The organism is Streptomyces sp. NBC_00310, from assembly GCF_036208085.1.
Taxonomy (GTDB): domain Bacteria; phylum Actinomycetota; class Actinomycetes; order Streptomycetales; family Streptomycetaceae; genus Streptomyces.
This window is the reverse complement of the sequence record NZ_CP130714.1, coordinates 3,726,301-3,741,318: the sequence shown is the minus strand read 5'-3', so window position 1 is coordinate 3,741,318 and position 15,018 is coordinate 3,726,301. Positions and strand designations below refer to the sequence as shown.

The following is a 15,018-nucleotide window of genomic DNA, read 5'->3' as shown; positions in this document are numbered from 1 at the left end:
CCGGGTGCTCACGTAGGGTGAGCCGCATGCGGGTGCTGGTCGTCGAGGACGAGGAGCGGTTCGCGGCCGGGCTCAGGGACGGGCTGGAGGCCGAAGGCTTCGCCGTGGACGTCGCGCTCGACGGGGTCGACGGGCTGTGGATGGCGCGTGAGAACGCGTACGACGCGATCGTCCTCGACATCATGCTGCCGCGCCTCAACGGCTACCGGGTCTGCCGGGCGCTGCGCGGTGAGGGTGACTGGACGCCGATCCTCATGCTCACCGCCAAGGAGGGCGAGTGGGACGAGATCGAGGGCCTCGACACCGGCGCCGACGACTACCTCACCAAGCCTGTGTCGTACGCGGTGCTGCTCGCCCGGCTGCGGGTGCTGCTGCGGCGCGAGACGCGCCAGCGGCCCGCCGTGCTTGCGGTGGGCGACCTGCGCCTGGACCCGGCCGCGCGCACGGTCACCCGAGCCGAGCGCCAAGTCGAGGTCACCGCACGGGAGCTGGCCGTACTGGAGTTCTTGATGCGGCGGGCGGGCGAGGCCGTGACCAAGCGGACGATCCTCGACCACGTGTGGGGCGGCGACTTCGAGGGCGATCCGAACATCGTCGAGGTGTACGTGCGGCGGCTGCGCAACAAGGTCGACCGCCCCTTCGGGCGGGAGTCGCTGCGGACGCTGCGGGGGCACGGTTATCGGCTGGTGCCGGATGACGGGTGAGCGGGCCGGCCGTGGGGGCGGGGCGCGGTTGCGGGCCGTTCGGGTGCGGACCACCCTCATAGCCGTACTGGCCGTCGCCCTGGCACTGGTTGCCGGGGGTGCCGCACTGGTGCTGGGGCTGCGGGCCGAGCTGAGCAACGACGTACGGGATGCCGCGCGGTCCCGTGCCCGGGAAGTGGCTCGGGTGATCGAGGCGGGCCGGGGGGTGCCTGCAGTGCGCGTTGCCGACCCGGACGAGGAGTTCCTGCAGGTCGTCGACGCGGAGGGGACCGTCGTCGCGGCGAGCCCGAACGTCGAGGGACTGCCGGCGCTGGCCCGGCTGCGGCCCGGCGGCAGCACCGAGGTCGACACCCCGCTCGACGAGGACCCGTTCCTGGTGGTGGCGGTCGGGGCGCGGGACGGCGAGCGGCGGCTGACCGTCCTGGACGGCCGTACGCCCGCCGGGGTCGCCGAGGCCACGTCGACGGTCACGCGGATGCTGCTCGTCGGCCTGCCGGCGCTGCTGGTCCTGGCGGCCTCCGCGACCTGGATGGCCGTGGGGCGGACGCTGAGGCGGGTCGCACGCGCCGAGGCGGCGCAGCGGCGCTTCGTCTCGGACGCCTCCCACGAACTGCGCTCGCCCGTCGCCACGGTCCGGCAGCACGCCGAGGTGGCCCTCGCCCATCCGGGGCGCGCGGACGCGGGGACGTTGGCCGGGACGGTGCTCGACGAGGCCGTACGCATGCAGCGCCTCGTGGACGACCTGCTGCTGCTCGCCCACGCCGACGAGAACGCGATCCGGCCGCGGCGGCGCCCCGTCGACCTCGACGACCTGGTCTTCGAGGAGGCCCGGCGGTTGCGGCAGCGAGGTGGTCGGCTGCGTGTCGACAGCGGCGGGGTGTCGGCGGGGCGGGTCCTGGGCGACGCGGACGCGCTGCGCCGAGTGGTGCGCAACCTCGGCGAGAACGCGGCCCGCCACGCCCGCTCCCGGGTCGCCCTGGCACTCGGAACCGTCGGCGGAGCCGTACGCCTGGACGTGGACGACGACGGGCCCGGGGTGCCGGAGGGGGAGCGCGGGCGGATCTTCGAACGTTTCGTACGCCTGGACGAGGCCCGCGCCAGGGGAGAGGGTGGAGCGGGGCTGGGCCTGGCGATCGTGGCGGAGCTGGTGGCCGCGCACGGGGGAACAGTGGCGGTGGACACGGCGCCGGTGCTGGGCGGGGCGAGGTTCACGGTGACATTGGTCAGCGTCCCGTAGGGGCGCGGGGCTGCCCCCACCCTGGATCGCTGACAGTGCGATCGCTGACAGTGCGTTCAGGCGTGTTCAGCGTCCGTTCAGTGGGGGCGCGGGACCCTCGGGGCAGGCCACACGCCCAAAGGAGAGCACCATGAACACCCACCGCCGAATCCTGCTGACCGGAGCCTCCGTGACCGCCGCCGCGCTGCTGGCCGGCGCGTGTTCCGCGGACGGGGGCGGGACGGCCGGCCAGACCGAGCCGAGCGCCTGCGTTCACGTCCTCGACGCGAACACGGGCAGGACCGGCTCCTCCTGCCTGTCCACGGCGCCCGCGAAGGACCGGGTCGACCTCACCGAGCCGCGCTTCACCCACCCGACCCGGATCACCAACCCGCTCCACCCCTCCAGCGAGGTCACGCAGACCATCATGGGCGGACAGGTGGACGGCAAACCCTTCCGTACCGAGGTCAGCCTACTGCCCGGCACGAAGACCATCGAGGTGGACGGCAAGCCGGTCGAGGTCCGCATCAGCCAGTACGCCGCCTTCTCCGACGGCCGGATCCACGAGGTCGCCCTCGACTGGTACGCACAGGCCGACGACGGTTCCGTCTGGTATCTCGGCGAGGACGTCTTCAACTACGACAACGGAGTCGTCGCCGACACCGAGGGCACCTGGCAGGCGGGCCGCGACAACGCACCGGCCGCGATGATCATGCCGGCGGACCCGGAGAAGGGTGACGTCTACCGCCCCGAAAACCTTCCGGAGATCGTCTTCGAGGAGGTCACCGTCCAGGCCGTGGACCACACGGTCGACGGACCGTACGGCAAGATCAAAGGCGCGATGACCGTCCGCGAGCTGCACATGGACGGCTCGACCGAGGAGAAGGTGTTCGCGCCGGGGTACGGGGAGTTCTCGACCGGTACGAAGGGCGCCGACTTGGAGGCGGTGTCGCTCGCGGTGCCCACCGACGCGAAGCGCGGCCCGCTGCCGGCCCGACTGACCGCCCTGGACCGTGCGGCCGTTGCCGCCCACGAGTCGCCCGGGGCCACCACCGTCCGCGAGGTCCGCGCCGCCTGGGACGCGTACCGTGCCTCCGACGCCGTACCGGGCCTGCTGGAGAGGCAGGTGGAGCGTGACCTGGTCGCCCTGGAGAAGGCCGAGGACGGTGCGCAGGCGGTGGGTCCCGCCCTGCGGACCGCACAGAACGTGACGGACCTGCGGCTTCGCTACGAGCCCGTGGCGACGGTCGACCGGGACCGACTCGCCCTCTGGACCCGCCAGTTGACGATCGACGCGAAGGCTGGGAACGAGGGCGCCGTGGCGGGCGACGTCACGGGCCTGGAGCTCGTGTGGGAGCGGGTGCGGCACGAGGCCCCTGACGCGGTGTCCGTGGACGCGGACCTGCGGAAGCTCCGCGCGGCGGCCGATGGCAAGGACACAGCTCAGGCGCAGCGCCTCGCGCCCGAACTCGCCGAGGGTATTGCGGGGTTGAAGGGTTTGTAGCTGCTTGCAGGAGAGTGTGCACGAGGTCGGATACCGGTGATGCTGAACGTCACGCCTCGGCAGGCGCCGACGCGCCAGATAGGTGGCCGACGCCCTGGTTGAAGCGACGTAGCAGCAGTACGGCCGTCGTGGCGAGGCCGGTGAGGAGGCCGTGGAGAGCGTGGTCCATGAGGCGGTGCCGCAGGCCGCGCGGTCGAGTGGCAGGAGGACGAAAGGGGCTCGGCCATAATGGCCAGAGCCCCCGTCGTGCTGTGTGACGGATGGCGTCAGGGCTGGTCGCCGGTGTAGCGGTAGATCGCGCCCGCGGAGTCGACGCAGTACACGGTGCCGTCGGCGGCCGCTCCGATGTCGACCGCGCTGCCGGGGATACCGACCCACGGGTTCGCGTCGTGGCCGGTGTACCGGTAGATCTGGTTGGAGCCGTTCACGCCCCAGACGTTGGTCCTGGACCCGGCCGAGATCCGGGTCAGGCCACCTGAGACGTTGACCCAGTCGGTAGAGCCCTGGTCCCCGGTGTAGCGGAAGATGGCGCCCGTGGAGTCGACGCGGTACACGGTGCCGTCGGCGGCGACGCCGATGTCGACCGCGCTGCCGGGGATACCGACCCACGGGTTCGCGTCGTGGCCGGTGTACCGGTAGATCTGGTTGGAGCCGTTCACGCCCCAGACGTTGGTCCTGGACCCGACCGAGATTCGGGTCAGGCCACCCGAGACGTTGACCCAGTTCACGGAACCCTGGTCGCCGGTGTAGCGATAGATGCCACCTGCGGAGTTGACGTGCCACACCGTGCCGTCGGCGGCGACGCCGATGTCGACCGCGCTGCCGGGGATACCGACCCACGGGTTCGCGTCATGGCCGGTGTACCGGTAGATCTGACCGCTGCTGTTCACCCCCCATACGTGCGTCCTGGATCCGACGGAGATCGTCGAGAGCCCACCGGAGATCTTCTTCCAATCAGCCATGCACGTGCCTTTCAGTTCGACGTTGTGCTCGGGTACTTGGTCCGCAACGAGAACACCAAAACAGGCACCCAGAGTGATAAGCCAAGAAAATCATCTTGAAATTGATGTTTGCGGCTCTCCTATGCCATGGCGCAGGGGCCCATGCACGCTCGCGCGAGTTAATCAAGGCCGGAAAATCGGTAACCCACAAGAGAAGCAGCCGGTCACTTGGTTGACACCCATGACCGACCGGAGGGAGGGATTACCTGCTGCCTTCGGTGCCATGACAGTGATGGGAGCTCCGACCGGCGTGGCCTTCACCTGGTGAGCTGGCAGTAGAGACAGGTTCGGCTTCTGCCTGACTGCGCGGGCTGATATCCCGCGCCGGCTTCGTACTTGCCGAGCGGTATCGGTCGGGGCCCCAAAGGAGACGAGGAAACCGCAGCCGTGCGCCGCGGTTGCCCAGCTCGCGGCACGTATGAGCTGAGGAAAGGGCCACCAGGCCTCGCCTCTGACGGCAGGGCTGGCGTCAGTACGGGCGCGGCGTCGTTCACCCCTGCGGGTGACGGGAAAGGCGGCAGCAGGGCCGTATTCCGGCCGTTGTGGAGCGCCATGATGTGGTGAACGTCTGTATGGAGAAGGGTTTCTGCGTGGGGGAGACCCCTTGGCCGAAGGACCGAATGGTCGGATAAACCCGTAAGGCCGAATTGGCCTACAGGACCCTGGGCCGCCTACCGCCACCGAGTGTGCCGCCGCTCTCATAGGGCCGGTGCCGGCGTCAAGAACACCCGGCCCACTCAGTGTGTATCCCGGCGCGGCAAAGGAATTGAATGGCATGACGACTCCAGCGAATTACCGGCAGGGCTCGACGTGGCTCCAGACCAGCCCGGTCGACTTCGAGAACAAACTCACTGACGGCGACCGCGTCGATAAGCGGATCTCCGAGGTCCCGGAACTCAAGATCCCCCACCCCGGGGTGTGGGAGATCTCCTACCACGCCCGCTCGTACACCGGCGGGACCGCAGCGGCGAGTGAACTCGTCCGCACTGCACTGTTCAAGAACGGCCAGCTCATCCCCGGCACCGAAGCAATCACCGGTGGGCACACGATCATGCAGACCACCGCCGGGCAGACGATCCTGGAGAAGTTCGACGTCAACGACGTCATCACGCTCCACGCCTACCGCATCGGGACGAACCCCGTCTCCGTCATCAGCAACGGCGACGGACGTACGGGAGTCATGGCGCACTGGGTGAGCCCCGGGTTCTAGGCCACGCCTTTCGGGCGGCCAAGCCGGACAGGGCGGCAGGAATACGGAGGGGGGTCGGGGGATGGTGCTCGTCATCGAGCTTCGGCGCGGGATCTCGACCTCCCGGCCTGGACGGAAAGCAGGGGCCGCGTGCCGCAGCAGGCCGCTGAGGCTTCTTGCAAGGACCGTCCGGGTCCGAGACAGACGTCGGCGAACAAGGGGAATCCCAGATGGCGAACGAGCTCAAGTACGGCGATCAGATCCACTTGCAGAACGGGTACAACGGCCGGCAGGGCGGCTACCTCGACACCCTCAACCACCACACCTCAGCAGGTCTGAAGCACTACGTCGCCACCGCCGACTCGCCCACCCGCGGCACCGGCACCGGCACATGGGAGATCGTCTCCGCCTCGGGCAAGGCAGTAGGCCAGTCTGTCCTGAGCGGGGACCTGGTCCACCTGCGCAACCTCTACGCCGGCGACGGCGGCTATCTCGACACCGCTGACCACGCCAGCACCGCGCAGAAGGGCGGCGGCGGCAAGTACGCCGTGGCCACGGCGCAGTCCAAGGACCGCACCCCTGGCAGCGGCCGCTGGCGGATCTTCGCGCAGACCTCCACGCCTTTCGACCAGAACGTCCGGGTGGGGGACGTGGTCCATCTGTGGAACACCTACGACGACAACGGCGGCTTCCTGGAGACCAACCAGAACGCCGCGGGAGCCAAGCAGGGCGGCAAGCTCGACGTCTGCACCAACGCCTACTTCAACCGCGGTGGCGACGTCGCCGACTGGAAGATCCACAAGGCGTAGCCCGCTTGCACACTCCCTCTCCCCAGCAGGAGGGACCATCACGATCGAGGGGACAGTTCATGGCAGGCGAGCTCCGGTACGGCGACAAGGTCCACATCCAGAACGGCTACGACAACTGGCAGGGCGGGTATCTCGACGCCAACACGGGCAGCAGCGCGGGCCCCACTTCCGTGTACCAGGTGGCAACGGCCGCGACGAGCAACCGCAGTGCCGGCTCCGGCACGTGGCAGATCAGTTCCGTGTCCGGGAAGCAGCCCGGCGATGCGGTCCTGAGCGGGGACACCATCCACCTGCGCAACCTCTTCGGCGCCGGTAGTTACCTGGACGTCAGCGGCGGCGCTGCGGCCGCCCAGACCCAGGCAGCGATCTACGACGTCTCCACCAACAGCAGCAACGACCGGGTGGGCGCGGGAACCGCAAGCTGGCGGATCCTGGCCAAGACCTCCAACCCCCTGGACCGGGCCGTGCGGGAAAACGACATCGTGCTGCTGTGGAGTCTCTACGACGTCGGCGGCTTCCTGGAGACCAACGGAGGCGGGCCCATGCCGACCGAAGCCTTGATCGACGTGTGCACCAGCGCCTACTGGGACCGGTCGAATGGCAACTGCGGCTTCTGGCGTCTGACCAGGGCACAGGCGTAACCCCCAGCGGGCGATGGCCTCAACCCCCGCGAATGAGGCACATGGGGCCTGAACCGATCGCCGGCATGAGGCCCGGACCAGGCGTCCGGGCCTCATGCCGACAGCGAGGCGCTGCCACCCGGCCCGGTCGAAGTCGCCTGCTGGCACCGGACCAGGCGGTCTGGCTCGCCGTGTAGCAGCCCGGTGGAGGTACGGGGCCAGGCGGCGTCCGCCCGGCCCCGAGCCCGCCCGAGCCCCTTCGTCGTCCGGCGCGCCGCACTGGGCGCTGGAAGGGGAATCCGCTGCGCCAAGGTTCGACCGTGTCGGCTGAGCTGGAGAGACGTCCGGGGTTCCCTATCGGGCAGGCCTTCAAGGAGCGGTAGGGACCACGGAGGGACCGCAAGGACAGGAACCAACCGACAAGGACCGTTCAAGGCCGACATAGGTGCACACGTCTGACCTGCAAAAACGCCTTGAATCGGCACTGATCGACAAGGACCGCCAAGATCCCCAAAGGACTCATAATCCGTCGGCCGTGGGTTCGAGTCCCACCCGCCCCACTTCCGCAGGTCTCTGACCTGCAGAAACGTTCCTCGTGAGGTGTCGGAGCGTCAACTTCGGCTCAGCGGAGAAAATCCGCTGCGCGTGTTGTTGGAACCGCGCGCATGCCGTTCCGCTCGGAAGGATTCCGGCCTCTTTGACCTGCGGCGGAGTGGGCGGTCAAGGTTGTCACCGGCTTCCGTGGCGGCGGCACTTGAGCTCGGAACGAAGGTCGAGGGACCGGACAGGGACCAAGACGGCGCTGCCGTGCCCGCACGGCGGGATCCTGGGGCCGTCGATTTCCCATTCGCCGCCTGCGGGGGCACGGGGCGCCAGCCGCGCCACGGCCTCGAATACCGGGCAGGCGGCGGAGTCGGCGCAGAGGCACGCCCTGCGAACTCCTAACAGAAACGACGGGTTCCGTCGCGCCCAAATCTCTGCGCCAGTGGCGCGCTCCAATGTTGGCGATGTACCTTGATGACATACATTCTGGATGTTGGAGGTGCTCGATGTCCGTCACGCAGATTGATCTCGATGACGAGGCACTCGCCGAGGCCATGCGGCTGATGGGCGCCACGACGAAGAAGGAGACGGTCAACGCGGCTCTGCGGGACTACGTGGCCCGGATCAAGCGGCTCGAGGCTGCCGAGAAGCTGGCCGCGCGCGGTGCGCGTGGCGAGTTCGAGCAGGCCGCGGCGGCGCATGACGCGGGCAAGCGTGCCCGACGCGAGGCCTTCGAGTGATCACGTACCTGCTCGACACCTCCGCCCTGTGGCATCTGTTCCGCACCCCTGGGGCATTGTCGCCCTGGGAGGGGCACATCGCCGCTGGGGTGTTCCACTTCTGCGAGCCGACACGGGCCGAATTTCTCTACTCGGCAACGAGTCCGTCCCACCGGGATGAGCTTGCAGAGGAGCTGGACGCACTCTGCCTGCTCTCTCCGGTTCCGAAGAATGCCTGGCGTTGGGTCGACACCGCCCAGTACAAACTGACCCAGCGGGGCCAGCACCGTGCGGCAGGAGCGATCGACCTGCTGGTGTGTGCGACCGCGGTCCACCACGGGCACACCGTCCTCCACGTCGACAACGACTTCGCGACGGTGGCCGGAGTGCTCAAGGAAGTTCAGCAGCGAGACGTACGAGCCTGATCTCCTGGGGCCGGCCCACGTTGTCGGCCTGTTGGCCTGTCGTTGATCGAACTCAGGTCACTGTCCCATTGGGCGATGATGTGCCGGGGCTCTGGTGGTGCCACGACTGGCTCCACCCAGCCGCGCGACCAGAGAAGCAGCAGGGCTGCCGCGCCGATCAGTCCGTCCTCGTCGAGTCTGCGCTCTTGCCGGTCGCGAGGGCTCAGTCCGCGTCGGCCACGATGGAGCCGACGCGTTCGGCCAAGGTCGGGTCGCGTCGGACCAGGAGGGCCGCGTAGCCGACGGCGGCGAGCAGGGCGGCGACCGCTACGTAGGGGAACCAGTTGTAAGGCGCGGGCTGGCCTGGCTTGGCGAGGTAGTAAAGCGGGACCAGGATGGCCACCGTGCCGAGCGCGGGCAGTACCAGGTGCCGGACCACCCGGAACTCCTGCGGCCGGTACCTGCGGTAGTACAGCGGCAGGGCGATGTTGGACGCGAGGTAGACCAGCAGGATCAGGATGGCGCCGAGGGTCGAGGACTCGGTGAAGAAGACCACCGGGTTCATCGAGCCGCCGGCGGACCCCAGCAGGTGGCCCAGGGCCCAGCCGCCGATGATCAGCAGGGCGATGGCGGTGAAGGTGATGATCGCCTTGTTCGGTGTGCGACGGATGGGGTGCACATAGCCGAAGAAGGAGGGGAGCAGCCCCTCACGTCCGGCGTTGAACACCAGGCGGGCCTGGGAGTTGATGCCGGCGATCAGCACACCGAGGGTCGAGGTCAGTCCGCCGAGGTAGGCGAGGAACGCCAGCACGCCGAGGGTGTGGTGGGCCACCTCGATGAACGGGATCCGGGAGGCGCCGAGTCTGGTCACGTCGTAGCCGAAGCCGGTCACCGTGGCGTAGGCGAAGAGGATGTAACTCACCGTCATGATCGCGACGGAGGAGAACACCGCGCGGCCGACGTTGTGCCGAGGATTCTCCGTCTCCTCGGCGAGGGCCGCCGAGTTCTCCCAGCCGATGAACAGGTACACCGCCAGTGGGAAGCCGGTCGCCAGCCCCTTGAAGCCGTCGTTGATGTGGCTGGGCAGGAACGGGTCGAAGCACAGCTCGCCGCGGTGTTCCACCAGCGCGGCGACCGAGACCACGACCAGCACCAGCATCTCCGCGCCGAAGAAGTAGCCGGCCCACTTGGTGGAGACCACCACCCCGCGCAGCATCAGCGCCACGGCCAGCCCGGTGAGCAGCAGAGTCCAGATGATCCACGGCAGGTCCACGCCGGTGTAGTGGTGCAGGGTGATCTGCACGAACCCGCCGGAGATCGAGATGACGCCGGCCATCGCGATGATGTAGCCCAGCGCCGCCAGCAGCGCCGTGGTCACCGCGCTGACCGGCCCGAAGGTCTTGCCGACGAAGGTGATGAAGCTGCCCGCCGAGGGGTGCGCGCGGGAGAACTCCGCCAGCGTGTTGCCGAGGAGCGCCACCGCGATGCCGGCGGCAAGGATGGTCAGCGGTGACGCCACGCCCGCGGTGGTGGCCAGGAAGGCGAAACCGAAGAAGAAACTCATGGCTGGGCCGACGTTGGCCATCGTGGCGGCGGCGATGTCCGCCATGCCGAGGACGCCGCCGCGCAGTCGCTGCGGCGCGCCGCCGACGGGGCCCGGCGGGGACAGCGGGCCGGCTCCGGGGTTGGGCATGGCGGCAACTCCTCGTGCGGTGTGGCGGCGTGATGGATGCGCGGGTTCTCGACGGCCGGGCCGGCACGGACCGGGCGTCAGCTGTGCCGGGAACGGTGGTGTGCCTTCACCGCCTGCACGGCCGGATCGGTCGCACCCCGCCCGAGTTCGGTGAGCAGTTCGGTGTGGCAGCGGTTCTGCGCCCGTACGACCGCGGGTTCCGGTGCGGGCAGCAGCAGGCACAGCCGGCCGAGCAGATCGGCGGCGAACTCGCGGATTCCGGCGCCGCCGAGCGCCACCGCGAGGTCCAGATGGAATCGGGTCTCCAGCTCGGCCAGGCGTGCCGGGTCGTCTGTCTGTTCCATCTCCTCGACCAGCGCCCGAAGCCCGTCCAGCCGTTCGGCCGGGACCTCTCCCGAACTGTGCGCCACGAGGCCGCATTCGAGCAGGAGCTGGAAGGCATCCAGCGAAGCCGCCTCCTCGGGGTCGTGGGTCAGGGCTACGACGGTGTCCCAGTCCTGCGCGACGAAGGTTCCGCCCGCCCGTCCGCGCCGGCGGTCGAGCAGGCCGTCCTGACACATGCCCTCCAGCGCGCGGCGCACGGTGATCTCGCCGATTCCCAGCTCCTCGGCGAGGACCCCGGCGTCCGGCAGCCGGTCTCCAGGCTGCACGGATCGCAGGCGTACCCGCAGTGCGATCCGTGACCGGACGAGATCGGATCCGCTCTGACCCCCGCCGGGCAGGGCGCGGGCGTGTCCCACACCGGTGACCGACGTCGTCCGGGCCGGGCCTGGCTGGTTGTAAGGCCCGAACTTGCCCGCTGCATTCGCCACGACGCCACCCTAACGGCCCGCTGATCGCGGTCGGGGCCCACGACGGCCGTCGTGCGGTGCGCCGGGCCGGCGCCGAGGGCGAGCTCGCGCTCGGCTCTGTTGGGCCGTGCTGCGGTGGTGCCATGAGTTGAGGCCGCGCTGAGGCCGGTGGTAACGAGGACAGTGTTGTCGACGGGTCTGCCGCTCCAGCTGGCGGACGTAGGCCGGCGCGTTCGATGCCGTGGTCGTCTGGGTCAGCGGCACGCGGGAATGCGGGTCGTGGTGATGGCCGGTGGGAGCCAGGAACTGCCCCAAGAGGAAACGGCCGCGAGCGGTCACTCGGTCCGTCGGCGAGGATGCGGCTGGTCTTGGCGAAGCGGACGTGGGCACCCTGGCGGACGGCGAGGTGGCCGAGGTCCTGGGCGATGTGGGTCTTGCCGACGCCGGGCACCGGGAAGACCCACCTGGCCATTGGGCTCGCAGTGCGGGCCTGCCGGGCCGGACACCGCGCGTCGGGTTCGCCACCGCCCCGGAGTGGGTCGACCGCCTGGCCGCTGTCCACCAGAGCGGGCGCCTCCGCAGAAGCTGGCCAAGTTCGGCCGACAGCTACCCGCACGGGGCGGGCGCGGACTTGATCACCGGGCCGTTGCGCCTCCGGCCGGGCAGTGCCTGTTCGCTGGCTGTGCCCTGGCACGCGGCCGTCGCCCTTACTATGCAGCTCCGATGCGTTTGCCCTGTCGCTCAACTACGTCTGGTGCGGGTTTCGCGGCGGCGGTGGCGAGGAGGAGCGCGGTCAGGAGGAGGACGGCCTCGGTCCAAGGGGCGCGGATCGGCCGGTGCACCGCGGTCCCGAGGGCGCGTGCGATGCGGTCGAGTTCGTCGGCGGTGGTGTCGCGGCCGATGTCGAGGCTGATGGTGCTCGCGGCCTGCCGCAGGGTGCAGGCGGCCGTCAGCACCGGCGACGGCGCGGTGCGGCCGCTGCTGCCCGCGTCGACCACTGCCTGCTCGCGGGTGGACGGGGCGCTACCCCTGCCCGGACCGGAGCACATAGAGGCTCGGCAAGTTGATGACCACGGCCTCCTGCGTGCTGCGGGCGATCACGACGACGGCCTCGTCGTACGGGTCGGGGTTCTCCTCGCGGTGCGGCACGAAGGGCGGGACGAAGACGTAGTCGCCCGGCCCGGTGCGCAACCGCACCTCCTCGGGCGCCGCTCCGTATTCGGCGGGGTCGGCGAGGAAGACGAACTCGGGGTGTCCGCTGACGATGTAGATGGCGGTTTCGGAGTCGCCGTGGTGGTGGTCGGCCGAGGCGGTCGCGGGCGCAACCGTGGTCTGCCCCATCCACATCCGCTCCGAGCCGACCCGGGCACCACTGATTGCGGCGAAGCGACGCATGCCGCCGGTTTGCGCCGTGCCGCCGTCCAGGTCGTCGGCGCGGACGTGGTGCACCCGCTTGCGTGCCTCGGGCAGCGGGCCGCTCGGACCGTCGGCCAGGTCTGGGTGGAAGCCGTCACGGGCGCAGTCCTCCGTCGCGGCGGAGACGGGCGGGGTCGGCAACGAGGGTTGTGAGGTCATGGGAATCGTCCTGGGGATCGGGGGCGGAATCCGTCCTACGTGGCCTGGTGTGGCGCACTTCTACCTGAGCTCAACTTCGACAAAGCGGAATTCGTACCCGTTCACGTTGACGAGGTTGTGCGCGACACCGGCAGACCGCGCGTAGGAAACGCCTGCGTGCATCTCTACATCGCGTTCCCCCGCTGGATCCTCCACACGCACCGTGCCAGTGACCAAGGGAACCACCACGTAGTCGTGTACATGCACGTGATGGCCCGTTTCGGCACCCGGGGCGAAGCACCACTCCGTGACAACGACTCGATCCGTATCAATCTGAACAGTTGACCTTGCTTTCACCCGTACAACCTCCATATTCCATGAATTGCCCGATAGTTCGCATCTGTCGGACATCGCCGGAGCCAAGGACCACCACAAACGCACCCGTCCCGAGACGGTGCGGGTGACTGAGTACGACCTGCACCACCTCGGCCCGGCCGAAGCCCTTGCGCTCCCGCTCACCCGGCGGCGTCGAGCAGGAGGTCCGGGGTCATCTGCTGGTCCCCCAAGCCATCCGCGCCCTGACGCACGACACGGCCGAACGGGCTGGACCGGCCTGGAATCACCTTCCCGGTCACAGTCGCGAGAAGGCTTCCTCGATGATGTCGAGGCCCTCGTTGAGCAGATCCTCGCCGATCACCAGTGGCGGCAGGAAGCGCAGCACATTGCCGTACGCGCCGGCGGTGAGGACCACCAGGCCCTCGGCGTGGCAGGCCTTGGCCAGCGCACCGGTGGCGGCTGCGTTGGGGTGCTTGGTGCCGGGCTCGACCAGCTCGATGGCGATCATCGCGCCCCGGCCGCGGACGTCGCCGACGATCTCGTACTTCTCCTGGATCGCGCGCAGCCGGCCCAGCATGATCTCGCCGATCCACCGCGCCTTGGCAGGCAGGTCCAGCTCCTTCATGGTCTCGAACGTACCGAGCGCACCCGCGCACGTCACCGGGTTTCCGCCGTACGTGCCGCCCAGGCCGCCCGCGTGCGCGGCGTCCATGATCTCGGCGCGGCCGGTGACGGCGCCGAGCGGCAGACCGCCCGCGATGCCCTTGGCCATCGTGATCAGGTCCGGGACGATGTCCTCGTCCTCGCACGCGAACCACTGCCCCGTGCGGCAGAAGCCGGTCTGGATCTCGTCCGCGACGAAGACGATGCCGTTCTCCTTCGCGAACTGCGCGATTTTCGGCAGGAAGCCCCTAGCCGGCTCGATGAAGCCGCCCTCGCCCTGGATCGGCTCGATCACGATCGCCGCGACATTGTGCGCGCCGACCTGCTTGCTGATCTGGTCGATCGCCTGCGCCGCGGCCTCCTCCGCGCAGTTCTCGGGGCCGGTCAGCCAGCGGTAGGGGTAAGCCAGCGGGACCCGGTAGACCTCCGGCGCGAAGGGTCCGAAGCCCTCCTTGTACGGCACCTTCTTGGCGGTGAGCGCCATCGTCAGATTCGTACGGCCGTGGAAGCCGTGGTCGAAGACGACGACCGCCTGCCGCTTGGTGTACGCGCGGGCGATCTTCACCGCGTTCTCGACCGCCTCGGCGCCGGAGTTGAACAGCGCCGACTTCTTGGCGTGGTCACCCGGGGTCAGCTCGGCCAGGGCCTCGGCGACCTCCACGTACTCCTCGTACGGCGTCACCGTGAAACAGGTGTGGGTGAAGTCCGCCAGTTGCGCGGACGCGCGGCGCACTACCGCCGCCGCGCTGTTGCCGACCGAGGTCGTGGCGATGCCGGACCCGAAGTCGATCAGAGAGTTGCCGTCCACGTCCTCCAGCACGCCGCCACCGGCGCGCGTGACGAACACCGGCAGGGTCACGCCGACGCCGTTAGCGACCGCCGCCGACTTGCGGGCCAGCAGCTGCTGCGACTTCGGGCCGGGAATGGACGTGACGAGTCGGCGCTCCTGGGCAAGTTCGCTCATGACGGGCGTACTCCTTCTCGGTGCGGTGTTCTCCGTGGATTTCCCGCAGATTAGGCGGAGTTCCGATGGGCCCGCGCACTCCGATACGGCGCGGTGGCGACATCGTCTTCGACGCGGCGGACGGTTCCCTTGAGTGCTGGCGCGTGCGGGTACGAGGGCAACGGGCGAGGGGCTTTGACCAGGCCTGGAAAGTCTCTCGGGTGTCCAAGATCCGGGGGCAGGGCCCCCAAGCTCGCTGGACCGGTCGCTGGAACACCGCGCCGAACGCCTTCGACAGCGACTCTCCACAACACGTCACAACCCCAACC

Annotated in this window: 14 protein-coding genes; 8 read left to right on the top strand and 6 right to left on the bottom strand. The window is 69.3% G+C overall.

Annotated features, from left to right (window positions below; genetic code table 11):
- The first annotated feature begins 26 nt into the window (after positions 1-26).
- The 3 genes from OG202_RS16465 to OG202_RS16455 all read left to right on the top strand — a co-directional run bounded on the left by OG202_RS16465 (position 27) and on the right by OG202_RS16455 (position 3,424).
- Complete coding sequence (locus tag OG202_RS16465) at positions 27-704, top strand: response regulator transcription factor (protein WP_327729810.1); 678 nt, start codon at positions 27-29, stop codon at positions 702-704.
- Positions 694-1,941, top strand: coding sequence for a sensor histidine kinase (locus OG202_RS16460; RefSeq protein ID WP_327729811.1), 1,248 nt, complete (start codon positions 694-696; stop codon positions 1,939-1,941). Before OG202_RS16465 ends, OG202_RS16460 begins: the two co-directional genes overlap by 11 nt.
- Positions 1,942-2,071: 130 nt before the next feature.
- Entirely contained in the window at positions 2,072-3,424 is a 1,353-nt protein-coding gene (locus tag OG202_RS16455; protein ID WP_328223001.1) for a hypothetical protein, read from the top strand.
- A gap of 266 nt (positions 3,425-3,690) precedes the next feature.
- Here the strand turns inward: OG202_RS16455 and OG202_RS16450 are convergent, their stop codons facing one another.
- Positions 3,691-4,386: a tectonin domain-containing protein gene (locus OG202_RS16450; RefSeq protein ID WP_327729813.1), complete on the bottom strand. Its 696-nt coding sequence runs from the start codon at positions 4,384-4,386 to the stop codon at positions 3,691-3,693.
- A gap of 814 nt (positions 4,387-5,200) precedes the next feature.
- Here OG202_RS16450 and OG202_RS16445 point away from each other — a divergent pair.
- From OG202_RS16445 to OG202_RS16425, 5 genes are all read left to right on the top strand, one after another.
- Entirely contained in the window at positions 5,201-5,635 is a 435-nt protein-coding gene (locus tag OG202_RS16445; protein WP_327729814.1) for a hypothetical protein, read from the top strand.
- Between the two features lie 209 nt (positions 5,636-5,844).
- Complete coding sequence (locus OG202_RS16440) at positions 5,845-6,423, top strand: hypothetical protein (RefSeq protein ID WP_327729815.1); 579 nt, start codon at positions 5,845-5,847, stop codon at positions 6,421-6,423.
- A gap of 59 nt (positions 6,424-6,482) precedes the next feature.
- A complete protein-coding gene (locus OG202_RS16435; RefSeq protein WP_327729816.1) occupies positions 6,483-7,064 on the top strand; it encodes a hypothetical protein in 582 nt (193 codons plus the stop codon).
- Positions 7,065-8,092: 1,028 nt separating this feature from the next.
- Entirely contained in the window at positions 8,093-8,326 is a 234-nt protein-coding gene (locus OG202_RS16430) for a type II toxin-antitoxin system VapB family antitoxin (protein WP_327729817.1), read from the top strand.
- Positions 8,323-8,730: a PIN domain nuclease gene (locus OG202_RS16425; RefSeq protein WP_327729818.1), complete on the top strand. Its 408-nt coding sequence runs from the start codon at positions 8,323-8,325 to the stop codon at positions 8,728-8,730. Before OG202_RS16430 ends, OG202_RS16425 begins: the two co-directional genes overlap by 4 nt.
- A gap of 202 nt (positions 8,731-8,932) precedes the next feature.
- Here the strand turns inward: OG202_RS16425 and OG202_RS16420 are convergent, their stop codons facing one another.
- From OG202_RS16420 to gabT, 5 genes are all read right to left on the bottom strand, one after another.
- Complete coding sequence (locus OG202_RS16420) at positions 8,933-10,402, bottom strand: APC family permease (RefSeq protein ID WP_327729819.1); 1,470 nt, start codon at positions 10,400-10,402, stop codon at positions 8,933-8,935.
- A 77-nt stretch (positions 10,403-10,479) separates the two neighbouring features.
- Positions 10,480-11,214: a FadR/GntR family transcriptional regulator gene (locus OG202_RS16415; protein ID WP_327729820.1), complete on the bottom strand. Its 735-nt coding sequence runs from the start codon at positions 11,212-11,214 to the stop codon at positions 10,480-10,482.
- Positions 11,215-11,903: 689 nt separating this feature from the next.
- A complete protein-coding gene (locus OG202_RS16410) occupies positions 11,904-12,191 on the bottom strand; it encodes a hypothetical protein (protein ID WP_328223000.1) in 288 nt (95 codons plus the stop codon).
- Positions 12,192-12,216: 25 nt separating this feature from the next.
- Positions 12,217-12,768, bottom strand: a complete 552-nt coding sequence (locus OG202_RS16405; RefSeq protein ID WP_327729821.1) for a cupin domain-containing protein — start codon at positions 12,766-12,768, stop codon at positions 12,217-12,219.
- 610 nt (positions 12,769-13,378) lie between these two features.
- Complete coding sequence (gabT, locus tag OG202_RS16400) at positions 13,379-14,710, bottom strand: 4-aminobutyrate--2-oxoglutarate transaminase (protein WP_327729822.1); 1,332 nt, start codon at positions 14,708-14,710, stop codon at positions 13,379-13,381.
- Positions 14,711-15,018 lie beyond the last annotated feature (308 nt).